We start from the raw sequence: 19,250 nt of genomic DNA, 5'->3' as shown, positions 1-19,250 counted from the left end.
GCGAACAAAACCCGGCGCGGCGGCGTTCGAAGTGGGAGGGAGGCAGGCATGCCGTCCGCCTTCGGCTTCCGAAACGCCTCGCAAGTGCAAAGACGCTTTGTCGCATACGGAAATTTAATCCGCGCCCCGGCTGGCCGGGCCACAAAGTCCCCCTAAATCTTGGCCGCGCTTGGCCGGAACAAGGCAAGCGGCAGGAGAACGACATGACACCGCAAGAACGCCAACTCATCGACGATCTGTTCGACCGGCTTGCCACGTTGGAGAGTGCACCGCGTGATCCGGAGGCTGCCGCCGCCATCGCCCAGGCGCTGCAGCGGGCTCCCAATGCCGTCTATGCGCTGGTGCAGACGGTGCTGGTGCAGGACGAAGCCCTGAAGCGCGCCAACGCCCGCATCGAGGAGCTGCAGCACGCCCAGGCCCCGCAGGGCCAGTCCGGCGGCTTCCTCGATTCGATGCGCGACAGCATCTTCGGCTCGGGCAGCCGCGGTTCGGTCCCCAACGTGCCGCCGCCCTCGCAGAGCCGCCCGGTCTGGAACAGCGGCCAGGCGATACCCCCGGGCTACCAGGGCCAGCCCGGCTATCCCGGCCAGCCCAGCTCCTATGACCAGGGCGGCTTCGGCCAGCCGCGCGGCGGCATGTTCGGCGGTGGAGGCGGCTCGTTCCTCGGCACGGCGGCGGCCGCAGCGGCCGGCATGGTCGGCGGCTCGCTGCTGCTCGGCGGCATCCGCTCGATGATGGGCGGCGGGTCGCATCAGGCGTTCGGTGACACCACGATCATCGAGGAGCGGGGCGGCGGTGCCAGCCCGTGGAGCGGCGACCAGTCCGGCGGCTCGCTGGCGCGCGACGCCGGTCTCGAGGACATCGGCCGCCCGGGCGGCGACGGCGGCCGGGCCGGCCTGTTCGACCAGGCGAGCCATGACGACAGCGGCAATGACAGCGACGCGGCCGACTTCGATGCCGATGACGGCTATGGCGACGACGACGGTGGCAGCGACTACGCGTGAAGCTCCCGGGTCGCAGCCAACTCAAGAATGCAAAGGCCGCCCCCACGGGCGGCCTTTTTCTGTTGCTGATGTCGCGCAGCGGCCGTCGTCAGAGCACGATGACCCGGGCACCGACGTTCACGCGGCCATAGAGGTCGATGACGTCCTCGTTGCGCATCCGGATACATCCTGACGAGACGTTGGTGCCGATCGTCCATGGCTCGTTCGAGCCGTGGATCCGATACAGCGACGAGCCGAGATACATCGCGCGTGCGCCGAGCGGGTTCTGCGGCCCGCCCTCCATGTGCCGCGGCAGGTCGGGCCGGCGCGCGAGCATTTCCGGCGGCGGCGTCCAGTCCGGCCATTCGCGCTTGGCCGAGATCGTCTTCACGCCCGACCAGGTGAAGCCGGGGCGGCCGACGCCGATGCCATAGCGGAGCGCCCTGCCCTCGCCCTGGACCAGATAGAGGAACTTGTTCGGCGTATCGATGACGATCGTGCCCGGCCGTTCTTTGCCGTCATAGTCAACGATCTGTTTCTCGTATTTCGGATCGAGTGGCCGCTGCGTCTGCTCATAGGCCTCCTCATCCGGCACTCCCTGCTGCGGGACCATGCCCGGCGCCAGCCGCTGCGGCTCGTAGTAGGACGGCTGCTGCTGGTACATCGGCTGTCCCGGCGGAGGCGCGCCGCGGCCGCCTTGCTGATCCCCGAACAGGAATTCGATGAAGCCGCCACCCATGCGCGAGCGTTCAACATAGGCGGTGCGCACCGGCGCGGACTGCTGCGGCGGGCCGCTATAGATCACGGTCGGCTGCTGAAACCCCTGGGCTGCGGCGCGGCCCAGACCTGCATGGAAAACGCATGCGCCGGCCAGCAGCGCTGCGGATACTGATTTGAACATCGACGTACTCTGTACTGTTTCGTCTGAAGACTGTTCATCGCGCGAGGCAAATGCGCCGCCGCGTATCGTCAATAAAGAGCAAAACCCGATCGCTTTGGTAAACGCAGGAGGCGCCGGGATTCACCATCGCGGCACACCGCGGCGGTTTTGATCGCTAGCGTTTATTTTGCGTGAAGGCCGGCGGAGCATGGTTAATCGTTGACGCACGATGCACGTCAGCGTTGCTCAACGGCGGTTCCTGGCGTGAACGCGATGTTAAATAGCCTTTGCGTAGAACTGATCCGAGCAAAAGGTCAGGGATACTATCATGGCTGTTCGCAAGCGTTTCCGTATCGAAGAAGCAATCGTCGGCCATATGCCGGAGCCTGAATTCGTGGGCGGCGAGATCGGCCCCAACCACAAGGAAATCATGGACGAGCTCCGCGCGATCCGCTCCCAGATGGCCAATGCAATCCGCAGCGGCGGCAGCAACACGGCGAACGCCGCCATCGAAGAGTCCGCCGCACGCGAGGTCGCCGAAGCGCGCGCGCTGCTCGAGACCTATCGTGCCCAGATCGAGCAGTGCGAAAAGCTCAAGGTCGAGCTCGACCTGATCCACGACGCGATCAACCGCACCAAGGGCGAGATCGCGACCCTCCATGCCAAGAGCTTCAACGGCGAGGAGATGGCCAAGGTCAACGGCGAGCTCGGCGCGGTCGTCGGCGGCACCGAGCAGGCGACCCAGCAAATCCTGGAAGCCGCGGAGGCGATCGACCAGGCCGCCAGCGCGCTGTCCAAGGTGGACTCGGCCGACCAACAGAAGATCCTGAGCGAAGAGATCCAGGAGCGGGTGGTCTCGATCTTCGAGGCCTGCAACTTCCAGGACCTGACCGGCCAGCGCATCAACAAGGTCATGACCACGATGAAGTTCATCGAGCACCACATCGTGGTGATGATGGACATCTGGGGCGGCGTCGACGCCATCAAGGCGCATACGCCGCCGATCGTCGACCACCGCGAGGGCGACGCCCGGCTGCTGAACGGCCCGAAGGCGGAAGGTGACGTCGGCCACGCTTCGCAGGACGACATCGACGCGATGTTCAACTGACCTCGTCGGCCATTCCCAGCGACCGCTCTAGGCAACGTCACCCTACAGGAACGCCGGCGCTATCGCCGGCGTTTTTCGTTCGACTCTCGACCTTTGCAGAATGTTCGCCCGGATCTCAGGCGCGCGGTCCGCAGCGGACGTAGACCATCGTCTGGTAACGGGTCGCCGCATCCTTGTCGACGAAGCGGGTGATCAGCACACGGCCGTCAAAGGAGACGACCTCGCGGTCCTGCTCGCCGCCAGGCGGTCCGGCCGGGCCGATGTAGTTCTTGCCGCTGGCCGACCCCTTCAGGCGCAGTTCCTGGGGAGTCGCCTGGTCGGCCAGATGCATCACGACACCGCCGGACGTGCCCGCCCCGATGACATAGGGCTGTTTGCACTGCGCCAACGCCATCTTCTCGGTGCGCGGACGGTCGTTGGGGTTGTTGTAAGCGGCGAGGCCCCATTTGCCGACGAGATCCTCGGGGCGGATCGTCGCCGGAACCTCGGGCTCGACCGGCGCCTCGGTCTGCATGGGGGGCGACGGCGACAGGCTGAAGCCCGTGCACGCTCCCAGAAGCATCGTGAGCGCCGACGCGATCGCGAGATTGGCAACCGGCCGCGCGCACCGTGAACTCGTCATGGCATCCCCTTAGGAACAAGATCGTAGCTGCCCCGTCCGGCAACCAAACCCAAAACGCTCGTCAGAGCAATGACGTCGGATGACGACGCCGCTCCACTAACATGTCTGGCCCGGGACAACATCCCCTAACAGCCTCAAGAACGGCTTAACTGCCGGCCGTTGCTTGACAGGAACAGCCGCAAGCCATATTTCCCCGAGCGGTCTTTAGCACTCGGAGGGCGCGATTGCTAAGGCTGCGAGCCAGTTGGCGCCAAGTGGGCGTCAAATGTGGCCGCATTCAGATTTCCTCCGACAGCAACAACTTATCCAAGCACCCCAAAAGGGATCCGTCATGGCCAAATCGAAGTTTCGTCCCCTGCACGACCGCGTCGTGGTTAAGCGCATCGACGCCGAAGAGAAGACCAAGGGCGGCATCATCATTCCCGACAGCGCCAAGGAAAAGCCCTCGCAGGGCGAAGTCGTCGCCGTCGGCCCGGGCGGCCGTGATGAGAGCGGCAAGCTGATCCCGATCGACGTCAAGGTCGGCGACCGCGTGCTGTTCGGCAAGTGGTCCGGAACCGAGGTCAAGCTGGACGGCGAGGAGCTCCTGATCATGAAGGAGTCCGACATCATGGGCGTCGTCGCCTGATTCCGACCTGCCGGGGGCGGCGATCAGCCGCCCCGGGCGAAAATGCTCTGCAACCTCGTTCCGGCGACAGACGGGCGATCACGCCCCTCGCCGTCGAGGTCTACTCCAGGAGAATTTTGAAATGGCAGCCAAGGACGTCAAATTCGCCGGCGACGCACGCGACCGCATGCTGCGCGGCGTCGACATTCTCGCCAACGCCGTCAAGGTGACGCTCGGCCCGAAGGGCCGCAACGTCGTCATCGAGAAGAGCTTCGGCGCTCCGCGCATCACCAAGGACGGCGTCACCGTCGCCAAGGAGATCGAGCTGGAGGACAAGTTCGAGAACATGGGCGCGCAGATGCTGCGCGAGGTCGCCTCCAAGACCAACGACACCGCCGGTGACGGCACCACCACCGCGACCGTGCTGGCCCAGGCCATCGTGCGCGAGGGCGCCAAGGCGGTTGCCGCCGGCATGAACCCGATGGATCTCAAGCGCGGCATCGACATCGCGGTCGCCGCCGTGATCAAGGACATCGAGAAGCGCGCCAAGCCTGTCGCCTCGTCCTCCGAGGTCGCCCAGGTCGGCACCATCTCCGCCAATGGCGACGCCGCGATCGGCAAGATGATCGCCCAGGCGATGCAGAAGGTCGGCAACGAGGGCGTCATCACGGTCGAGGAGAACAAGTCGCTCGATACCGAGGTCGACATCGTCGAAGGCATGAAGTTCGACCGCGGCTATCTCTCGCCGTACTTCGTCACCAACGCCGAGAAGATGACCGCCGAGCTCGACGACGTCTACGTGCTCTTGCACGAGAAGAAGCTGTCCGGCCTGCAGGCCATGCTGCCGGTGCTCGAAGCCGTGGTGCAGTCGGGCCGTCCGCTGCTGATCATCGCCGAGGACGTCGAGGGCGAGGCGCTGGCGACGCTGGTCGTCAACCGCCTGCGCGGCGGCCTCAAGGTTGCCGCTGTCAAGGCGCCGGGCTTCGGTGATCGCCGCAAGGCCATGCTCGAGGACATCGCGATCCTGACCGGCGGTCAGCTGATCTCGGAAGACCTCGGCATGAAGCTCGAGAACGTCACGATCAAGATGCTCGGCCGCGCCAAGAAGGTCGTGATCGACAAGGAGAACACCACGATCGTCAACGGCGCCGGCAAGAAGGCCGACATCGAGGCGCGCGTCGGCCAGATCAAGGCGCAGATCGAGGAGACCACCTCGGACTACGACCGCGAGAAGCTGCAGGAGCGTCTGGCCAAGCTCGCCGGCGGCGTCGCGGTGATCCGCGTCGGCGGTGCGACCGAGATCGAGGTCAAGGAGAAGAAGGACCGCGTCGAGGACGCCCTCAACGCGACCCGCGCTGCGGTGCAGGAAGGCATCGTCCCCGGCGGCGGCGTGGCGCTGCTGCGCGCCAAGAAGGCGGTCGGCCGCATCACCAACGCCAATTCGGACGTCCAGGCCGGCATCAACATCGTGCTGAAGGCGCTCGAGGCTCCGATCCGCCAGATCTCCGAGAACGCCGGCGTCGAGGGCTCGATCGTGGTCGGCAAGATCCTGGACGAGAAGTCCGAGACCTTCGGCTTCGACGCCCAGACCGAGGACTATGTCGACATGGTCGCCAAGGGCATCATCGACCCGGCCAAGGTGGTCCGCACCGCGCTGCAGGACGCCTCGTCGGTCGCCGGCCTCCTGGTCACCACCGAGGCCATGGTCGCCGAGCTGCCGAAGGACGCAGCTCCCGCGATGCCGGCCGGCGGCGGCATGGGTGGAATGGGCGGCATGGGCTTCTGAGCCCCCCTTGCCTCACCGAGACGTTCAGGAAGGCCGCCTCCGGGCGGCCTTCTTTTTGGCCGAGTGTCCGCGCCCGGGGGTGCAGCGATCGCAAATCGGCGCTACAGCTTAAGGCCGATTCTGCCCCCACAAGGATTTTCAGATGCGCGCGATTTTGCTTGCGCTGGCCGTGATTGCAGCGGCCGCGCCGGAACTCGGTTGGGCCCAGAGCAAGAGCGGGACGAAGGCCGCCCCCACCAGCGAGACACGTTATTTCACCGCGATCGACGGCCTGATGGACGGCAATGCCGACGTGATCCTGAAGGAGACGCGCCAAGGCAAGACCGTCACCGCGGCCACGCTCGACGTCTGCTATCCCGTCGCGAAGAATTCGGACCGCAAGGACCGTTTCGTGGTGAGCCTCACCGTCAATGGCCAGACCTTGACCGGCGCGACCCAGAGCAACGGCGCCAAGGAGCCGGTCACGGTGAAGCTGAATCGCAAGCCGACCGGCGACACGTTCGAGTTCCGCGGACAGATCGCGATCGGCAAGACCGTCACCGAGGTGGCGTCGACCGACAATTCCGACGTCAGCGAGAAAGAGTTCCAGGAGAGCCAGTCGAGCGACGACGGCATCAGCGCCCAGCCGAAGGACTTCACCGACGTCTCGCCCGAGGCGGTCTCGGTCCGGCTCAAGCTCGACGCGGTGACCGACTTCCTCAAGAGCCTGAAGGGCGAGAACGTCGAAGTTTCGCTGTCGAGCCTCATCGTGAGCTGCGACGCACTGCGCGCGGGCGAGCAGACCATCAGCATGACCGTCGACCCCGAACGAGCCGGCGCACTGATCGCGAAGGCGCGGACCATGAACGGCGTCGTCACCGCCGGCTGGACCGCCGGCACGGTCGAGATGGACCGCACCATCCGCTTTGCGGCGGCCGACTGGCGCGACGGTGACAAGATCAACAAGGACAAGCTGGCGGGCGCCATCTCCGACGTGCTGGCCAAGACCTACAATGCCAAGCCGACGAGTGCGGCGTGGAATCCGGTCAGCGGCAAGCTGAAGCTGACGTTGAAGCGGCCGAGCCAGCTGATGCCGGCGCTCGAGCTGACCGACGTCATCGAGGTCACCGGCCTCGTCTCGGCGGACAAGCCGGGCGGCGCGGACGCGCTGATGCTCTGGATCAGCAGCCCGACGACGACCACCATCGATGAGGCATCGAGCGCCAAGCTGATCCTGTCGGACGAATCCTCGGGCGACGAGGAAGGCGACACGCGGGATGATGGCGGCGCCATCGACGAGCTGGCGAAGGCCTTCAAGGCCAAGCGCTGGGATGCGGACAACTCCGTCTGGAAGTAAAGCGAGCCATGACGGCAGGCGCCGCGCTGTCACCCTCCCCTGGAGGGGGAGGATCGATCGCGCGCAAAGCGGGCGAGCGGGGTGGGGTGAGCCGCGGAAACCGGTGCAAGTGGAGAGAACACCCCACCCCGGCTCATATGCGCGAAGCGCATGTGAGCCGCCCCTCCCCTGGAGGGGGAGGGTGACAGCGGGGATCTCCATGTCGATATCGATGTGACCAGGACTTGGAAACGGCCGTCTCGGCTCAATTGGTGTTGAGCCGGAAGCGCAGCGTCTTCGGTCCGATGAAGATGATCAGGTCGCCCTGACGCTTCCAGTTCGTCGCCGCGCTCAGCGCCGCGATCAGTTCGTCGTCGGCCTGGGCGCGCGCCGCCGGGCAGTTGCGATCCTCGATCTTGCTGGCGATGAACACGATGGTGTTGCCGGCGACCGAGAACTGCCCCTTGCCGCCCTTGCACCAGAGCTCCAGCACCGTCTCGCCGTTGTCGCCGATGTCGAGATCCGGCACGCGCTTCGAGCCGGGCATTGGTAACGCATCGAGCGTCATCTCCATTCCGAAGGGAAACTCCTCCGCCGACGCGCCGGCAAGCGGCAGGCCCGACATCGACAACGCCATCATCGCCACGGCGCAGCCACGCTTCAACACTTGCATCGTTCCTCTTCAGACCAATCACACGCAGGGTTGCGCCTTCCAGGCGACGACCGTGATCCCCGCCGCCACGGCTCCCGCACAAATGTGTTCCAAACATAGCAAACCCCGCGCCGCAGCTGCGGCGCGGGGCTTTTGTCGCTGCCGGTGTTGCTACTTCAGCACCATCGCCGTGAACGGATAGACGTAGGCCTGCAAGGTGACGAACAGGCCGACCAGACAGGCCAGCACGATCGAATGCAGGAAGACGTAGCGCAGGATCGAGCTCTCGTGGCCGTACCAGTTGGTGGCGGTCGAGGCGACCACGATCGACTGCGCATCGATCATCTTGCCCATGACACCACCGGATGAGTTGGCAGCCGCCATCAGGACAGGCGACAGGCCGAGCTGCTCGGAGGTGATCTTCTGCAGGTTTCCGAACAGCACGTTCGAGGCCGTATCCGATCCCGTCAGCGCCACGCCCAACCAGCCGAGCAAGGTGCCGAAGAACGGATAGAGCACGCCGGTCGCAGCGAAGGCGAGGCCGAGCGTTGCGTCGACGCCGGACAGCCGGGTCAGCGTGCCGATCGCCAGCATCGCCGAAATCGTGATCAGCGAGATCGCGCACAGACGGATGGTACGGCCATATTCCGCGATCAGCTTGCCCGGTCCGACACCCATCAGGAAGCCGGAAATGATCGCGGCGATCAGCATGCCGGTGCCGGTGAAGGTCAGGTAGGTGAACGAGAACACCGCGCCTTCCGGTGTCGGCTTCGCAGCCACCGGCGGCATCTTGTTGATCAGCTTGTCGAGCTCGGGCACCGGATAGTTCCAGGTGAAGATCGAGTTCGCCCAGGCCTTGAAGGCGCCGTTGCCCCAGATCAGCATGATCACGCAGACGATGATCCAGGGCAGCAGCGCGCCCCAGAGCTCGGCTTGCGTCAGCGGCGTGCGGTCCAGTGGCTTCGCCGCCGTCATAGTGGCCGCCGATTCGTCACGCCCGCGCAACGCCGGCGACAGCCACAGCTGCCTCGGCTGCCAGACCTTCAGGAACAGGATCAGCGCGCCCATCGAGATCAGCGAGGCGCCGATGTCGACGATCCACGGATTGATGTAGTTCGAGATCAGGAACTGCGGCACCGCGAAGGAGACGCCGGTGACCAGGATCGCCGGCCAGATGTCCTTCATGCCCTTCCAGCCCGCGAACGCCCAGATCACCCAGAACGGCACGATCAGCGAGAACACCGGCAGCTGCCGGCCGACCATCGCACCGAGGATGTAGGGGTCGAGACCGGTGACCGAGGCGAGGCCCTGGATCGGCGTGCCCAGCGCGCCATAGGCGACCGGGGCGGTGTTGGCGATCAGCGACAGGCCGGACGCCGCGAGCGGCGAGAAGCCGAGGCCGATCAGCACGGCACCGGTGATCGCCACCGGTGTGCCGAAGCCGGATGCGCCCTCGAAGAACGCGCCGAACGAGAAGGCGACCAGCAACAGCTGCAGGCGCCGGTCCTCCGTGACGCCGCCGATGGCGCGCTTGAGCAACTCGAAGCGGCCGGTCGAGACCGTGACCTGGTAGAGGAAGATGACGTTCAGGACGATCCAGCCGATCGGAAAGAAGCCGGTGATGACGCCCAGAAACGTCGCGCGCAGCGACATGTTGGCCGGCATCGTGAACACGAAGATCGTGATCAGGTTGGTCAGGATCACGGCGATGATCGCCGCGATGTGTGCCTTCACCTTGCCGCTGGCGATCAGCACCAGCAGCGTCACCACCGGGACGGCGGCGGCCAGCGTCGACAGCGCCGGGCTCCCCATCGGGTCGTAGATTTGATTCCACATCGTGACTTCTCCCCCCACGTTCTTGTTGTTGGACCCGGTCCGGCGGGACGGATCAGGTCTGCTCGCCCAGGCCCCCAAGCCTGGCAAAGGTCGGAAAAGGAGATCACAAAACCGGCAACGCCCAACTCTGCTCAAATTCTCGCGAAATCTGGCGGCGGTCGCAGTCCCTCTCCCCTGCCCCATGCTACGGTTTGTCACACGCGACCGACAAGCCGGCGGTCACCCGCCATATTACGACTTTAGTCTATACAGGCGGCAATCACTGCGATTTTCTCGTTTTTCGTCAGCCCGTTAAGACCTTTTCTCAGGAGCAGCCCCTCTGTGAACAATCTGCGCTCGACCGTCGCCACCGTCTGGCGGATCGCCATTCCCTACTTCCGCTCCGAGGACAAGGTCGCCGGCCGCATCCTGCTCGCCGCCGTCATTGCGATCGAACTGTCGCTCGTTGCGATCCAGGTGCTGGTGAACCAGTGGCAGAACAGGTTCTTCAACGCGCTGCAGCAGTATGATTGGAACAGCTTCATCTGGGAAATCGGCGTGTTCGCCGTGCTGGCGACCATCTTCATCATCCTGGCCGTGTACCAGCTCTATCTCAATCAATGGCTGCAGATCCGCTGGCGGCGGTGGATGACCGACGTCTACCTGCGCCGCTGGCTGGACAACGCCACGCACTATCGCATGCAGCTCAAGGGCGACATCGCCGACAACCCGGACCAGCGCATTGCCGACGACGTGCAGCTGTTTGTCGACAAGACGCTGAACATCACCATCGGCCTGCTCAGCTCGATCGTCTCGCTCGCCTCGTTCATGGTGGTGCTCTGGGGGCTGTCGACCGATGCCCCGCTGCAACTGTTCGGCACCGACATCGCGATCCCCGGCTACCTGGTCTGGATCGCGCTGATCTATGCGGTCTTCGGCACCATACTGACGCATTGGATCGGTTCGCCGCTCGTCAATCTCAACTTCGAGCAGCAGCGCTACGAGGCCGACTTCCGCTTCAACCTGGTGCGGGTGCGCGAGAGCTCCGAGCAGATCGCGCTGCTGCGCGGGGAAGGCGCCGAGCAGGGTCAGCTCGGAACCCGCTTCGGCCGGGTCGTCCAGAACTGGTACCAGATCATGAGCCGGACCAAGCGGCTGACGGCCTTCACGGCGGGCTATTCACAGGCGGCCGTGATCTTTCCCTATGTGCTCGTTGCGCCTGCCTACTTCGCCAAGTCGATCCAGATGGGCGGCATCATGCAGACGGCGTCCGCCTTCTCGACGGTGCAGGGCGCGCTGTCGTTCTTCGTGACGACTTACCGGACGCTTGCCGACTGGCGCTCGACCGTCGCCCGCCTCGACGGCTTCGACATGTCCATCGAGAGCGCGCACAAGCTCTCGGGCGAGCCGCAGACGATCGATGTCGTCGACCATGCCGGCGACAGCATCGATCTCGCCCAGCTGCTGCTGAAGCTGCCCAATGGCCTGCCGCTGGTCGCGGCCGACGGGTTCAGCATCGGCAACAACGAGCGCACGCTGCTGACCGGCCCCTCCGGCGCCGGCAAGTCGACGCTGTTCCGCGCCATCGCCGGGGTCTGGCCGTTCGGCAGCGGCGCGATCAGCGTGCCCGCGCATGCCAAGCTGATGATGCTGCCGCAGCGGCCCTATTTCCCGATCGGCGCGCTCAAGGCGGCGATCGTCTATCCCGCGGCCGCCGACGCTTTCAGCGTCGAGCAGGTCAGGGAGGCGCTGGTGGCCGTCGGTCTGCCACAACTTGCGGACCGCCTGGACGAGGACTCGCACTGGAATCGGATGCTGTCGCTCGGCGAGCAGCAGCGGCTCGGAATTGCCCGCGCGCTGCTGCATGCGCCCCAATATCTCTTCCTCGATGAGGCCACGGCCTCGCTGGACGAGCCGAGCGAAGCGAGGCTGTATCGGGTCATCGCCGAACGCCTGCCCCAGACCACCGTCGTCTCGATCGGCCACCGCTCGACCCTGCACGAGTTCCATGATCGGAAGGTCGAGCTGATTCGGGATGGCGACCGGTTCGCGCTGCGACAGACTGAGAAGGCTGCCGACGCGACCGCGGGTGGAGGCAATTGAAGGGAGCGCCGCGACCTCATGGAATGGAGATGTGCCGCAAGGCGGCGCGCCTCCATCGGCAAGGGGTCTGAGAGATCCGTCCCGAACGCAGCCCATTGTCCCGAGGGCGCGCCAGGGATCTCATCGCGCCCCTGCGCCGATGATGAGAAGTACAATTGCCCCGGCGGCGTCCGAGCCATGGCGTTCCAGAAGATGGCGTTCCAGAAGGACGGCAAGACGCCCGAGCGACCACGGCGAGCCACCGCCAACGCAGAAGGGCGGCAGATTGCTCTGCCGCCCTCGTCAGGAATTTCGATCCGCCTTGGGACGATTACTTCAGGTTGGTCATCGCCGTCAGGTCGACCGAGAGCTTGGCGATGCCGGTGGCACCGCACCACTTCGAGCCCAGGCCACCCGGGTTGATCGCGGTGACGTTGGTGGTGCCGCCGGCGGTGAAGTCGCCAGTGAAGGCGTTGCAATTGCCCTTCGACAGGTTGGTGTCGGAATAGCGCAGGTCCAGCGTGAACACCTTGTAGGTGAAGCCGACACCAACGTTCCAGGTGTTGTAGTCGGCGTAGTGGATGCCGTTCGGGAAGGCCGCGGTGCCGTAGAAGCTGTCGGTGGTACCGAACCACTGGCGACCGAACTCACCCGAGACGTACATGCCGACGCCGCTCGATCCAAACAGGGTGCTCGGAGCGGTATACTTGCCGGTGACCGAGGCGTAGTTGCCCCAGGCGCCGGAGTTCAGGAAGCTCGGGGTATAGAATTCGGTGACGCCGAACGACCAGTTGTCGTTCACCGTATAGGTGCCCTTGCCGTAGACCTCGAAGAAGCTGACGTCCTTCTTCATGGTGTTGAAGTTCGTCAAGGTGTTGGCCTGGCACTCGGCGCTCAGCGCGCGGCCGGCGAAGTCCGTCGTGGCGCCGCCGCCGTAATAGCAGGTGCCGCCCGGATACAGGTAGCCCCAGACGCCGATGTCGAAGGCGAAGGCGCCGAAGGTCGGGCGGATACCGCCGTAGATGTCGATCTCGGCCGCAGCCCGGTTCGGGAAGGAGATGCTCTCGCCAGCGACGCCGACGTAGAACTGCAGGTCCTTGTTGACGTTGAAGCGCGGCTCGAAATAGGCGGCGACCGACGGCTTGTGGTTCGACTGAGTGATGCCGCGGAAGACGTAGTCGTTCATGATCGCCGCGCCGAACGCGATATCCCACGGTTCAAACGCGACCGGGGGCGGAGCCTTATAGGCCTTGACCGCCATGTCCGCCGCCGAAGCCGATCCCGAAACCATTGCCAGCGCCGTTGCCAGCAAAGCCCACTTTTTCATGACGATCCCCATCACCCTATTTCGAAAAAGCCTGCCCCACATTGGCCCCCCAGGGCGCAAACAAGACCGGCCGCGTCATCCAGACGCAATTTGTGCCAGGGTCTCGCCGCAGGTGAAGCAAAAAAGCGCGGCATCTGCCGCCTTTTTGGGCGTTTTGACAATTCCACGGCAGGTAGTCAGCGCGTGTTGCATTTGAACAACAAATCTCCGTGTCCTAGAGCCCCCCAGGACGCACATTCGGGTGTGCCGGCACGCTGACTCGTCGTGCCGCAAGCGAAATGGCGCAGCGCATCGGGATCGGATTCGCCCGGCCGTAGATCTGCGGGGGCGACGCTGGCGACAAGCAGATCGACAAGATGGCCAGCCAAAACGGAGCCAACAGACGGAGGCAACAACAAACGAGAAGGCCGCAGCGTTGCCGCCGCGGCCTCCCGATGTGAATTCGTTCGGTGGTGAAAACGATCCGATCCGGAAAGATCAGCTCCCGGAGGCAGTCCCCTCTCCGTCCTCGTGCTCCTCGGGTGCCACGCTCGGCATCGCCCAACTGGTTTCGGCAGCCGATTCGGTTGCGCTCACTTCGGGGGTCTCGACCAGGGGAGCCATCTTCGGGGCCCGCTTCTTGGCGGCCTTCTTCTTCGGCGCAGCGGGAGCCTTTGCGGCCGCCGTCTTGGCCTTCTTGGCGGGAGCCTTCTTCGCAGCAGCCTTCTTGGCAGGCGCCTTGGCCGGGCTCTTGGCCGCCTTCTTCGCCGCGGCCTTCACGGTCTTCTTCGCCTTCTTGGCCGGCGCCTTTGCAGCCTTCTTGGAAGCCTTTTTCGCGGACTTCTTGGCAGCCTTCTTGGCGGACTTCTTCGTCGCCTTCTTGGCTGTCTTGGCCTGCGCCATCAGCTTCTTCTTGTCTTTCTTGTCCTTCTTCGCCTTCTTGTCCTTCGCCATCAGAATCCCTCCAGTTGCCGCCGATCGATCAACTCATCCGGCGGGACGGGCCGGCAGTCAGCACGCGCCCGTCCGTCAAATCATTCCTGGTCGCGGACCGCCCGTCGCCCAGTCGAGAAGCTCAACGGTGTGCACGACGGGAACGGTGGTGCCGCTGGCAATCTGCATCATGCAGCCGATATTGCCTGCCGCGATCACATTCGGCTTGACGGTCGCGATGTTGGCGACCTTGCGATCGCGCAGCTTCATCGCGATGTCAGGCTGGAGAATGTTGTAGGTCCCCGCCGAACCGCAACACAAATGACTCTCCGGTATATCTTTCACCACGAATCCGCACTTGGAAAGCAATTCTTTCGGAATGCTCGTGATTTTCTGCCCATGTTGCAGCGAGCAGGCGGAGTGATAGGCCACGACGAGGTCGTCGTGCCGAGATGCGGAGACCAGATCGAGACCTGCGAGATACTCGCTGATGTCCTTCGCCATGGCCGACACGGCCGCAGCGGGCGCTGCATATTGCGGGTCCTCGCGCAGCATGTGTCCGTAGTCCTTGATGACGGTGCCGCAGCCCGAGGTCGTCACCAGGATGGCGTCGAGACCGCCGCGCTTCATCTCCGCGGTCCACGCGTCGACATTGGCGCGCGCCCGCGCCAGCGCGTCGGCATCCTGCCCCATGTGATGGGTCAGCGCACCGCAGCATTGCTCGTCCCTGACCAGCACGACCTCGACGCCGTGCCGCGTCAGGACGCTGATCGCAGCCTGGTTGATGCGCGGCGCCAGCGCCGCCTGCGCGCAGCCCTGCAGCAGCGCCACGCGGCCGCGACGCTCGCCTTGCGCCGGAAATACGCTACCGCCCGCGGGCCCGGGCGGCGGCAGCGCCGCGGCCGGCGCCAGGTCGAGCATCGCCCTGACGCGCCGCAGCAGGCTCGGCACAGGTCCCTGCGTCGCGGAGGACGCCGGCAGCAGCGCCTTGAACGGCCGGCCGAGCCGCGCCAGGGTCATCGCGAGGCGAAACTCGCGCGGCCGCGGCAGCACATAGGCGAGCACGGCGCGCAGCAGCCGGTCCGTCAGCGGGCGCTGGTAGCGCTGCTCGATTCGCCCCCGCGCCTGATCGACGAGGTGCATGTAGTGGACGCCCGACGGGCAGGTCGTCATGCAGGACAGGCACGACAGGCAGCGGTCGATATGCTTGACCACGTCGGCGGTCGGGGCCTGGTCCTTCTCCAGCATCTGCTTGATCAGGTAGATCCGGCCGCGCGGGCTGTCGAGCTCGTCGCCGAGCAGCACGTAGGTCGGGCAGGTCGCCGTGCAGAAGCCGCAATGGACGCAGGCGCGCAGGATCTTGTCGGCGACCGCGATGTCGGGATCGGCGAGCTGCGCCAAGGTGAACTCGGTCTTCATGACGCAACGCTCCGCCTGATACGGCCGCGGTTGAGAATGGTCTTGGGATCGAAGGAGACGCGAACCCGCTCCTCCAGCGCGGCGACACCCGGCGGCTGCGGCTGGAAGACGTCGACCGCCAGACGCATCTCGTCCCACGCGCGGAGCAGGGTGGCGTGGCCGCCAACGGCCTCGGCCTGCTTGCGCACCAGCCCCGCGGACGCATCGGGCTGCGGCGGCAGCGCGGCCCAGATCAGCCCGCCGCCCCAGTCATAGATCACCTCGCCGCCGGTCTGGCGCGTCAGCGCCTGTCCGATGACGCCGCCGGATACGGGCGGACAGACGATCCGCCAGACCGGCCAGGCGCCGAGCGGGCCATTGGCCGCGAACGGCAGCACGTCGCGGACGGCGCTCCAGACATCGGCGGAGGCGTCGTCCGCGATGATCTCGGCCGGACCGAAGGTCGCGAGCTGCTTGGCGAGCGACGCCGCCCGATGCGCCGCGGACGCCGTGATGCCCTCGAGCCTGATCACCGTGACCGCCTCGCGCGGCGAGCCGATCGGGCTCAGCCCATCGACCTCCGGCCGCAGCGTGGAGGCCGGCAGATGCGCGGCGCCCGACACGTCGAACGGCGACCCCAGCGCCGCGGTCATGGCGCGGTTGGCCTTGAGGTCGTCGAGCCCGCGCAGCACCAGGGTGCGCTCCGACTCCGGCCGCGGCATCACCTTCAGCGTCGCCTCGGTCATGACCGCGAGCGTGCCCCAGGAGCCCGCCAGCAGCTTGCAGAGATCATAGCCGGTGACGTTCTTGACCACCTTGCCGCCGGTCTTGAAGCTCTCGCCGAAGCCGGAGACGGCATGCGCTCCGAGCAGATGGTCGCGCACCCCGCCGGCGCGGATGCGCCGCGGACCGGCCAGCCCCGCCGCGATCATGCCGCCCAGCGTGCCCCGGCCCGTCGTCCCGAGCAGCGGTCCCGTGTCCATCGGCTCGAACGCGAATTGCTGGCTCTTCGAATCGATCAGCGACAAGAGGTCGGCGAGCGGCGCGCCGGCCTGCGCGGTGATGATCAGCTCGTTCGGCTCGTAGGCGATGACGGCGCTCAGGGCCGACAGATCGAGCACGGCATTGGTGGTCGTGATCTGCCCGATCTGGCGCTTCGAGCCATGGCCGATGACGTCGAGCGGCTGCTCGCTGGCGATCGCGGCGCGAACCACCTCCTCGACGTCGGCTGCGTTGCGTACTTTGAGGGCGTCCACCGCTGCTCGCCTTGCTTGTTGATGATGACAGGCGGCCCGGCGCAACGCGCGGCCACCAGCGTTGGAGCCCTTCTAAAGCGTTGCCGGCCGGACACAAGGGCGGCCACGACGGAACGTTCACGCGCGATCTGCATGGCCCCGCCGTCGTGCTCTGCGGCATCGAGGCCTCGCTGCCCTGCAGGACTATCGCATATGACGCCGTCAGAGTCCGGCCGAGCTGTCTCAACGTCGTCATGGCCGGGCTTGTCCCGGCCATCCACGTCGTCGAATCCGGAGAAGGAAAGACGTCGATGCCGGGCCTTCGCCCCGCGAGGCGCCGGGCCCCGCAGGCGGAACAAGCCCGGGCATCGCGTACTCCCCAGCCCGTAGGGCGGGTTAGCGAAGCGTAACCCGCCGACCTTCCGAGACACATGGCGGATGACGCCTTCGGCTAATCCGCCCTACGCCCTCATGTGCACATCCATCCTTCGTCCGCCATCGAAAGATCGGGTGCAGGAACTGCGGTATCGTTGCCCTTGCAGCACTTCAACGAAAGGACCGATCACGATGACCGGATATGCAATCGAGACGAAAACCGTGAACGAGGCCGTCAGCGGCGGCGGCCTGCTGGTGGTGGCACAATGGGAGGCCAGGGACGGCGAAGCCGACCGCATCGCCGAGATCCTGTCGCGCTTCCTGCCCGAGGCGCAGCGCGAGCCCGGCGCCGCGCTGTTCCTGATCTCCCGCGCCAAGGATAACCCGGCGCAGTTCCTGTTCTACGAGCTGTTCCGCGACGAAGCCGCGTTCAAGGCCCACCAGGAGAGCGACCACTTCAAGACCTATATCGCCGGCCAAGCCCTGCCGCTGCTGGCCCGGCGCGAGCGGATGCAGTACGGGCTGATTGAGACGACGGTTTTTTGAAATCGGCCCTCGTGGATGGGTTGAGCTCTCGCTATTCCCAATACGGTCATGCTCCCCCCGCGGGTCTCACCTTCGGCGTGGCGGCGCTGCCTTGGAGCGGCCGTTCGGGGTATCGCCTCATGACTTTTCAGTCATCGCTGGTGCGGAGCGCAGTCACGACGGCGAGGGCGCGGCCGCGTTCAAGGCCTGGGCAATGTCGGCGATCAGGTCGGTGGGATGCTCGATGCCGATCGACAATCGGATCGTCGAATCCAGGATGCCGATCTTCTGCCTGACAGCAGCCGGCACGCCGGAATGGGTCATGCTGGCGGGCAGGCTTGCGAGCGACTCCGTGCCGCCCAGGCTGACGGCCAGCTTGAAGATCTGCAGCGCGTTGAGGAATTTGAAGGCGGCTGCCTGACCGCCTTCGATGTCGAACGAGAAGGTCGAGCCGGCGCCGGTGCACTGGCGCCGGAAGACGTGGCCTGCGGCCGAGGCCTGGTCGAGATGGCCGAGGTAATGAACCTTGGCCGCCTTGGGGTGGTCCCGCAGATAGTCCGCGACGATGAGCGCGTTGGCATCGGCTTTCTCCATCCGGATGCTCAAGGTCTCGAGCGAGCGGCTCAGCATCCAGCAGGAGTGCGGGTCGAGCTGGGTACCGATGGCGCCGCGCAACGCCTTCACGTCCTTCATGATGGACTTGGCGCCGAGCGCGGCGCCGCCGATCAGGTCGGAATGACCGCCGATATATTTGGTCAGCGAGTAGAGCGAGATGTCCGCGCCGTGCTCGATCGGCCGCTGAAACACCGGGCCGAGCAGCGTGTTGTCGCAGGCGACCAGCGGCGTATGTCCCTGCGCCCTGCCGATTATGTCGGCGACACGGCGCACCATCGCGATGTCGACCAGGCCGTTGGTGGGATTGGCCGGGGTTTCGATGAAGATCATCGCGACCCGCCCCTTGCGCATCGCATCCTGCGCCGCCGCGTCGACCACGGCTTCGTCAACGCCGTCGGCGAAACCGACCGCGCCGATGGACAGGCCAGCCAGCGTCTTGCTGAACAGCGTCTCGGTGCCGCCATAGAGCGGCTGCGAGTGCAGGATCACGTCGCCCGGACGCACGAAGGCGAGGATCGTGGTCGCGATCGCCGACATGCCGGACGAGAACAGCGCGCATTTGTCGGTGCGTTCGTAGATGGCGAGCCGGTCCTCGACGATCTCGCTGTTGGGGTGGTTGAACCGCGAATAGACCAGACCCGCGCCGCCCTCAGGCGGCTCGCGGCGGCCCGAGACGAAATCGAAGAAATCCTGTCCATCCTCCGCGCTCTTGAACACGAAGGTCGAAGTGAGGAACACCGGCGGCTTGACCGCGCCTTCCGACAGCTGCGGATCGTAGCCGTAGTTCAGCATCAGCGTTTCCGGATGCAGCGCATGGTTGCCGATATGGGTTTTTGACGGAAACGGCTTTGTCATGGTTCACCCCGCTGTACGAATGATCGGACCGCAGCCGCGAACATCGCGCGGCCGCCACCATGTCGTTAGTCTATCAGATGATGGGCGGCGCGCGTGCAGCGTCGTGAAGGTTCCGCGAAAGCCAAGCGGACGCGTTTTCACGGTCATTTCCGGACAAC

Annotated in this window: 16 protein-coding genes; 7 read left to right on the top strand and 9 right to left on the bottom strand. The window is 65.5% G+C overall.

Annotation, left to right across the window (positions count from 1 at the left end; all coding sequences use genetic code 11):
* Nucleotides 1-203: 203 nt before the first annotated feature.
* Complete coding sequence (locus tag QW881_RS00715) at nucleotides 204-1,004, top strand: DUF2076 domain-containing protein (RefSeq protein ID WP_315754670.1); 801 nt, start codon at nucleotides 204-206, stop codon at nucleotides 1,002-1,004.
* 88 nt (nucleotides 1,005-1,092) lie between these two features.
* On the opposite strand, the gene QW881_RS00710 is transcribed toward QW881_RS00715, so the two are convergent.
* On the bottom strand, nucleotides 1,093-1,884 hold the full coding sequence (locus QW881_RS00710) for a L,D-transpeptidase (protein WP_315754668.1): 792 nt from the start codon (nucleotides 1,882-1,884) through the stop codon (nucleotides 1,093-1,095).
* A 307-nt stretch (nucleotides 1,885-2,191) separates the two neighbouring features.
* Here QW881_RS00710 and QW881_RS00705 point away from each other — a divergent pair, with 307 nt between their 5' ends.
* Nucleotides 2,192-2,971: a protein phosphatase CheZ gene (locus QW881_RS00705; protein ID WP_315716668.1), complete on the top strand. Its 780-nt coding sequence runs from the start codon at nucleotides 2,192-2,194 to the stop codon at nucleotides 2,969-2,971.
* A 115-nt stretch (nucleotides 2,972-3,086) separates the two neighbouring features.
* On the opposite strand, the gene QW881_RS00700 is transcribed toward QW881_RS00705, so the two are convergent.
* Nucleotides 3,087-3,593 carry a hypothetical protein gene (locus QW881_RS00700; protein ID WP_315736555.1) on the bottom strand — a complete coding sequence of 169 codons (507 nt, stop codon included), beginning with the start codon at nucleotides 3,591-3,593 and terminating at the stop codon, nucleotides 3,087-3,089.
* 331 nt (nucleotides 3,594-3,924) lie between these two features.
* Here QW881_RS00700 and groES point away from each other — a divergent pair, with 331 nt between their 5' ends.
* From groES to QW881_RS00685, 3 genes are all read left to right on the top strand, one after another.
* Nucleotides 3,925-4,221 (top strand): co-chaperone GroES, encoded by a 297-nt coding sequence (groES, locus tag QW881_RS00695; protein ID WP_008961387.1) that lies wholly within the window; start codon nucleotides 3,925-3,927, stop codon nucleotides 4,219-4,221.
* A 121-nt stretch (nucleotides 4,222-4,342) separates the two neighbouring features.
* Nucleotides 4,343-5,986: a chaperonin GroEL gene (gene groL / locus QW881_RS00690; protein WP_315754667.1), complete on the top strand. Its 1,644-nt coding sequence runs from the start codon at nucleotides 4,343-4,345 to the stop codon at nucleotides 5,984-5,986.
* A gap of 142 nt (nucleotides 5,987-6,128) precedes the next feature.
* Nucleotides 6,129-7,322, top strand: a complete 1,194-nt coding sequence (locus QW881_RS00685) for a hypothetical protein (RefSeq protein ID WP_315754665.1) — start codon at nucleotides 6,129-6,131, stop codon at nucleotides 7,320-7,322.
* 244 nt (nucleotides 7,323-7,566) lie between these two features.
* On the opposite strand, the gene QW881_RS00680 is transcribed toward QW881_RS00685, so the two are convergent.
* Both QW881_RS00680 and QW881_RS00675 read right to left on the bottom strand, forming a co-directional pair.
* Nucleotides 7,567-7,974, bottom strand: a complete 408-nt coding sequence (locus QW881_RS00680) for an META domain-containing protein (protein WP_315736552.1) — start codon at nucleotides 7,972-7,974, stop codon at nucleotides 7,567-7,569.
* A 150-nt stretch (nucleotides 7,975-8,124) separates the two neighbouring features.
* A complete protein-coding gene (locus tag QW881_RS00675; RefSeq protein WP_315754663.1) occupies nucleotides 8,125-9,789 on the bottom strand; it encodes an L-lactate permease in 1,665 nt (554 codons plus the stop codon).
* A 321-nt stretch (nucleotides 9,790-10,110) separates the two neighbouring features.
* On the opposite strand from QW881_RS00675, the gene QW881_RS00670 reads away from it, so the two are divergent.
* Nucleotides 10,111-11,871: an ABC transporter ATP-binding protein/permease gene (locus QW881_RS00670; RefSeq protein WP_315754661.1), complete on the top strand. Its 1,761-nt coding sequence runs from the start codon at nucleotides 10,111-10,113 to the stop codon at nucleotides 11,869-11,871.
* Between the two features lie 310 nt (nucleotides 11,872-12,181).
* Here the strand turns inward: QW881_RS00670 and QW881_RS00665 are convergent, their stop codons facing one another.
* The 4 genes from QW881_RS00665 to QW881_RS00650 all read right to left on the bottom strand — a co-directional run bounded on the left by QW881_RS00665 (nucleotide 12,182) and on the right by QW881_RS00650 (nucleotide 16,743).
* The gene (locus QW881_RS00665) at nucleotides 12,182-13,177 is read right to left on the bottom strand and encodes a TorF family putative porin (RefSeq protein WP_315754659.1); all 996 of its coding nucleotides are present in this window, start codon (nucleotides 13,175-13,177) and stop codon (nucleotides 12,182-12,184) included.
* Between the two features lie 477 nt (nucleotides 13,178-13,654).
* Complete coding sequence (locus QW881_RS00660) at nucleotides 13,655-14,110, bottom strand: hypothetical protein (RefSeq protein ID WP_315754657.1); 456 nt, start codon at nucleotides 14,108-14,110, stop codon at nucleotides 13,655-13,657.
* Between the two features lie 75 nt (nucleotides 14,111-14,185).
* Entirely contained in the window at nucleotides 14,186-15,508 is a 1,323-nt protein-coding gene (gene glcF / locus QW881_RS00655) for a glycolate oxidase subunit GlcF (RefSeq protein ID WP_315754655.1), read from the bottom strand.
* Entirely contained in the window at nucleotides 15,505-16,743 is a 1,239-nt protein-coding gene (locus QW881_RS00650; protein ID WP_315754653.1) for an FAD-binding protein, read from the bottom strand. Before QW881_RS00650 ends, glcF begins: the two co-directional genes overlap by 4 nt.
* Before the next feature lie 576 nt (nucleotides 16,744-17,319).
* Between QW881_RS00650 and QW881_RS00645 the strand changes: the two genes are divergently transcribed.
* Nucleotides 17,320-17,643, top strand: coding sequence for a putative quinol monooxygenase (locus QW881_RS00645; protein WP_315754651.1), 324 nt, complete (start codon nucleotides 17,320-17,322; stop codon nucleotides 17,641-17,643).
* Nucleotides 17,644-17,796: 153 nt separating this feature from the next.
* Here QW881_RS00645 and QW881_RS00640 read toward each other — a convergent pair whose 3' ends face one another.
* Entirely contained in the window at nucleotides 17,797-19,092 is a 1,296-nt protein-coding gene (locus QW881_RS00640) for a cystathionine gamma-synthase family protein (RefSeq protein WP_315754648.1), read from the bottom strand.
* Nucleotides 19,093-19,250: the final 158 nt, after the last annotated feature.

The organism is Bradyrhizobium sp. SZCCHNS3016, assembly GCF_032484535.1.
In the GTDB taxonomy this organism is placed as follows: Bacteria; Pseudomonadota; Alphaproteobacteria; order Rhizobiales; family Xanthobacteraceae; genus Bradyrhizobium.
The sequence above is the reverse complement of the archived record's forward strand: the minus strand, read 5'-3'. Positions and strand labels throughout refer to the sequence as shown.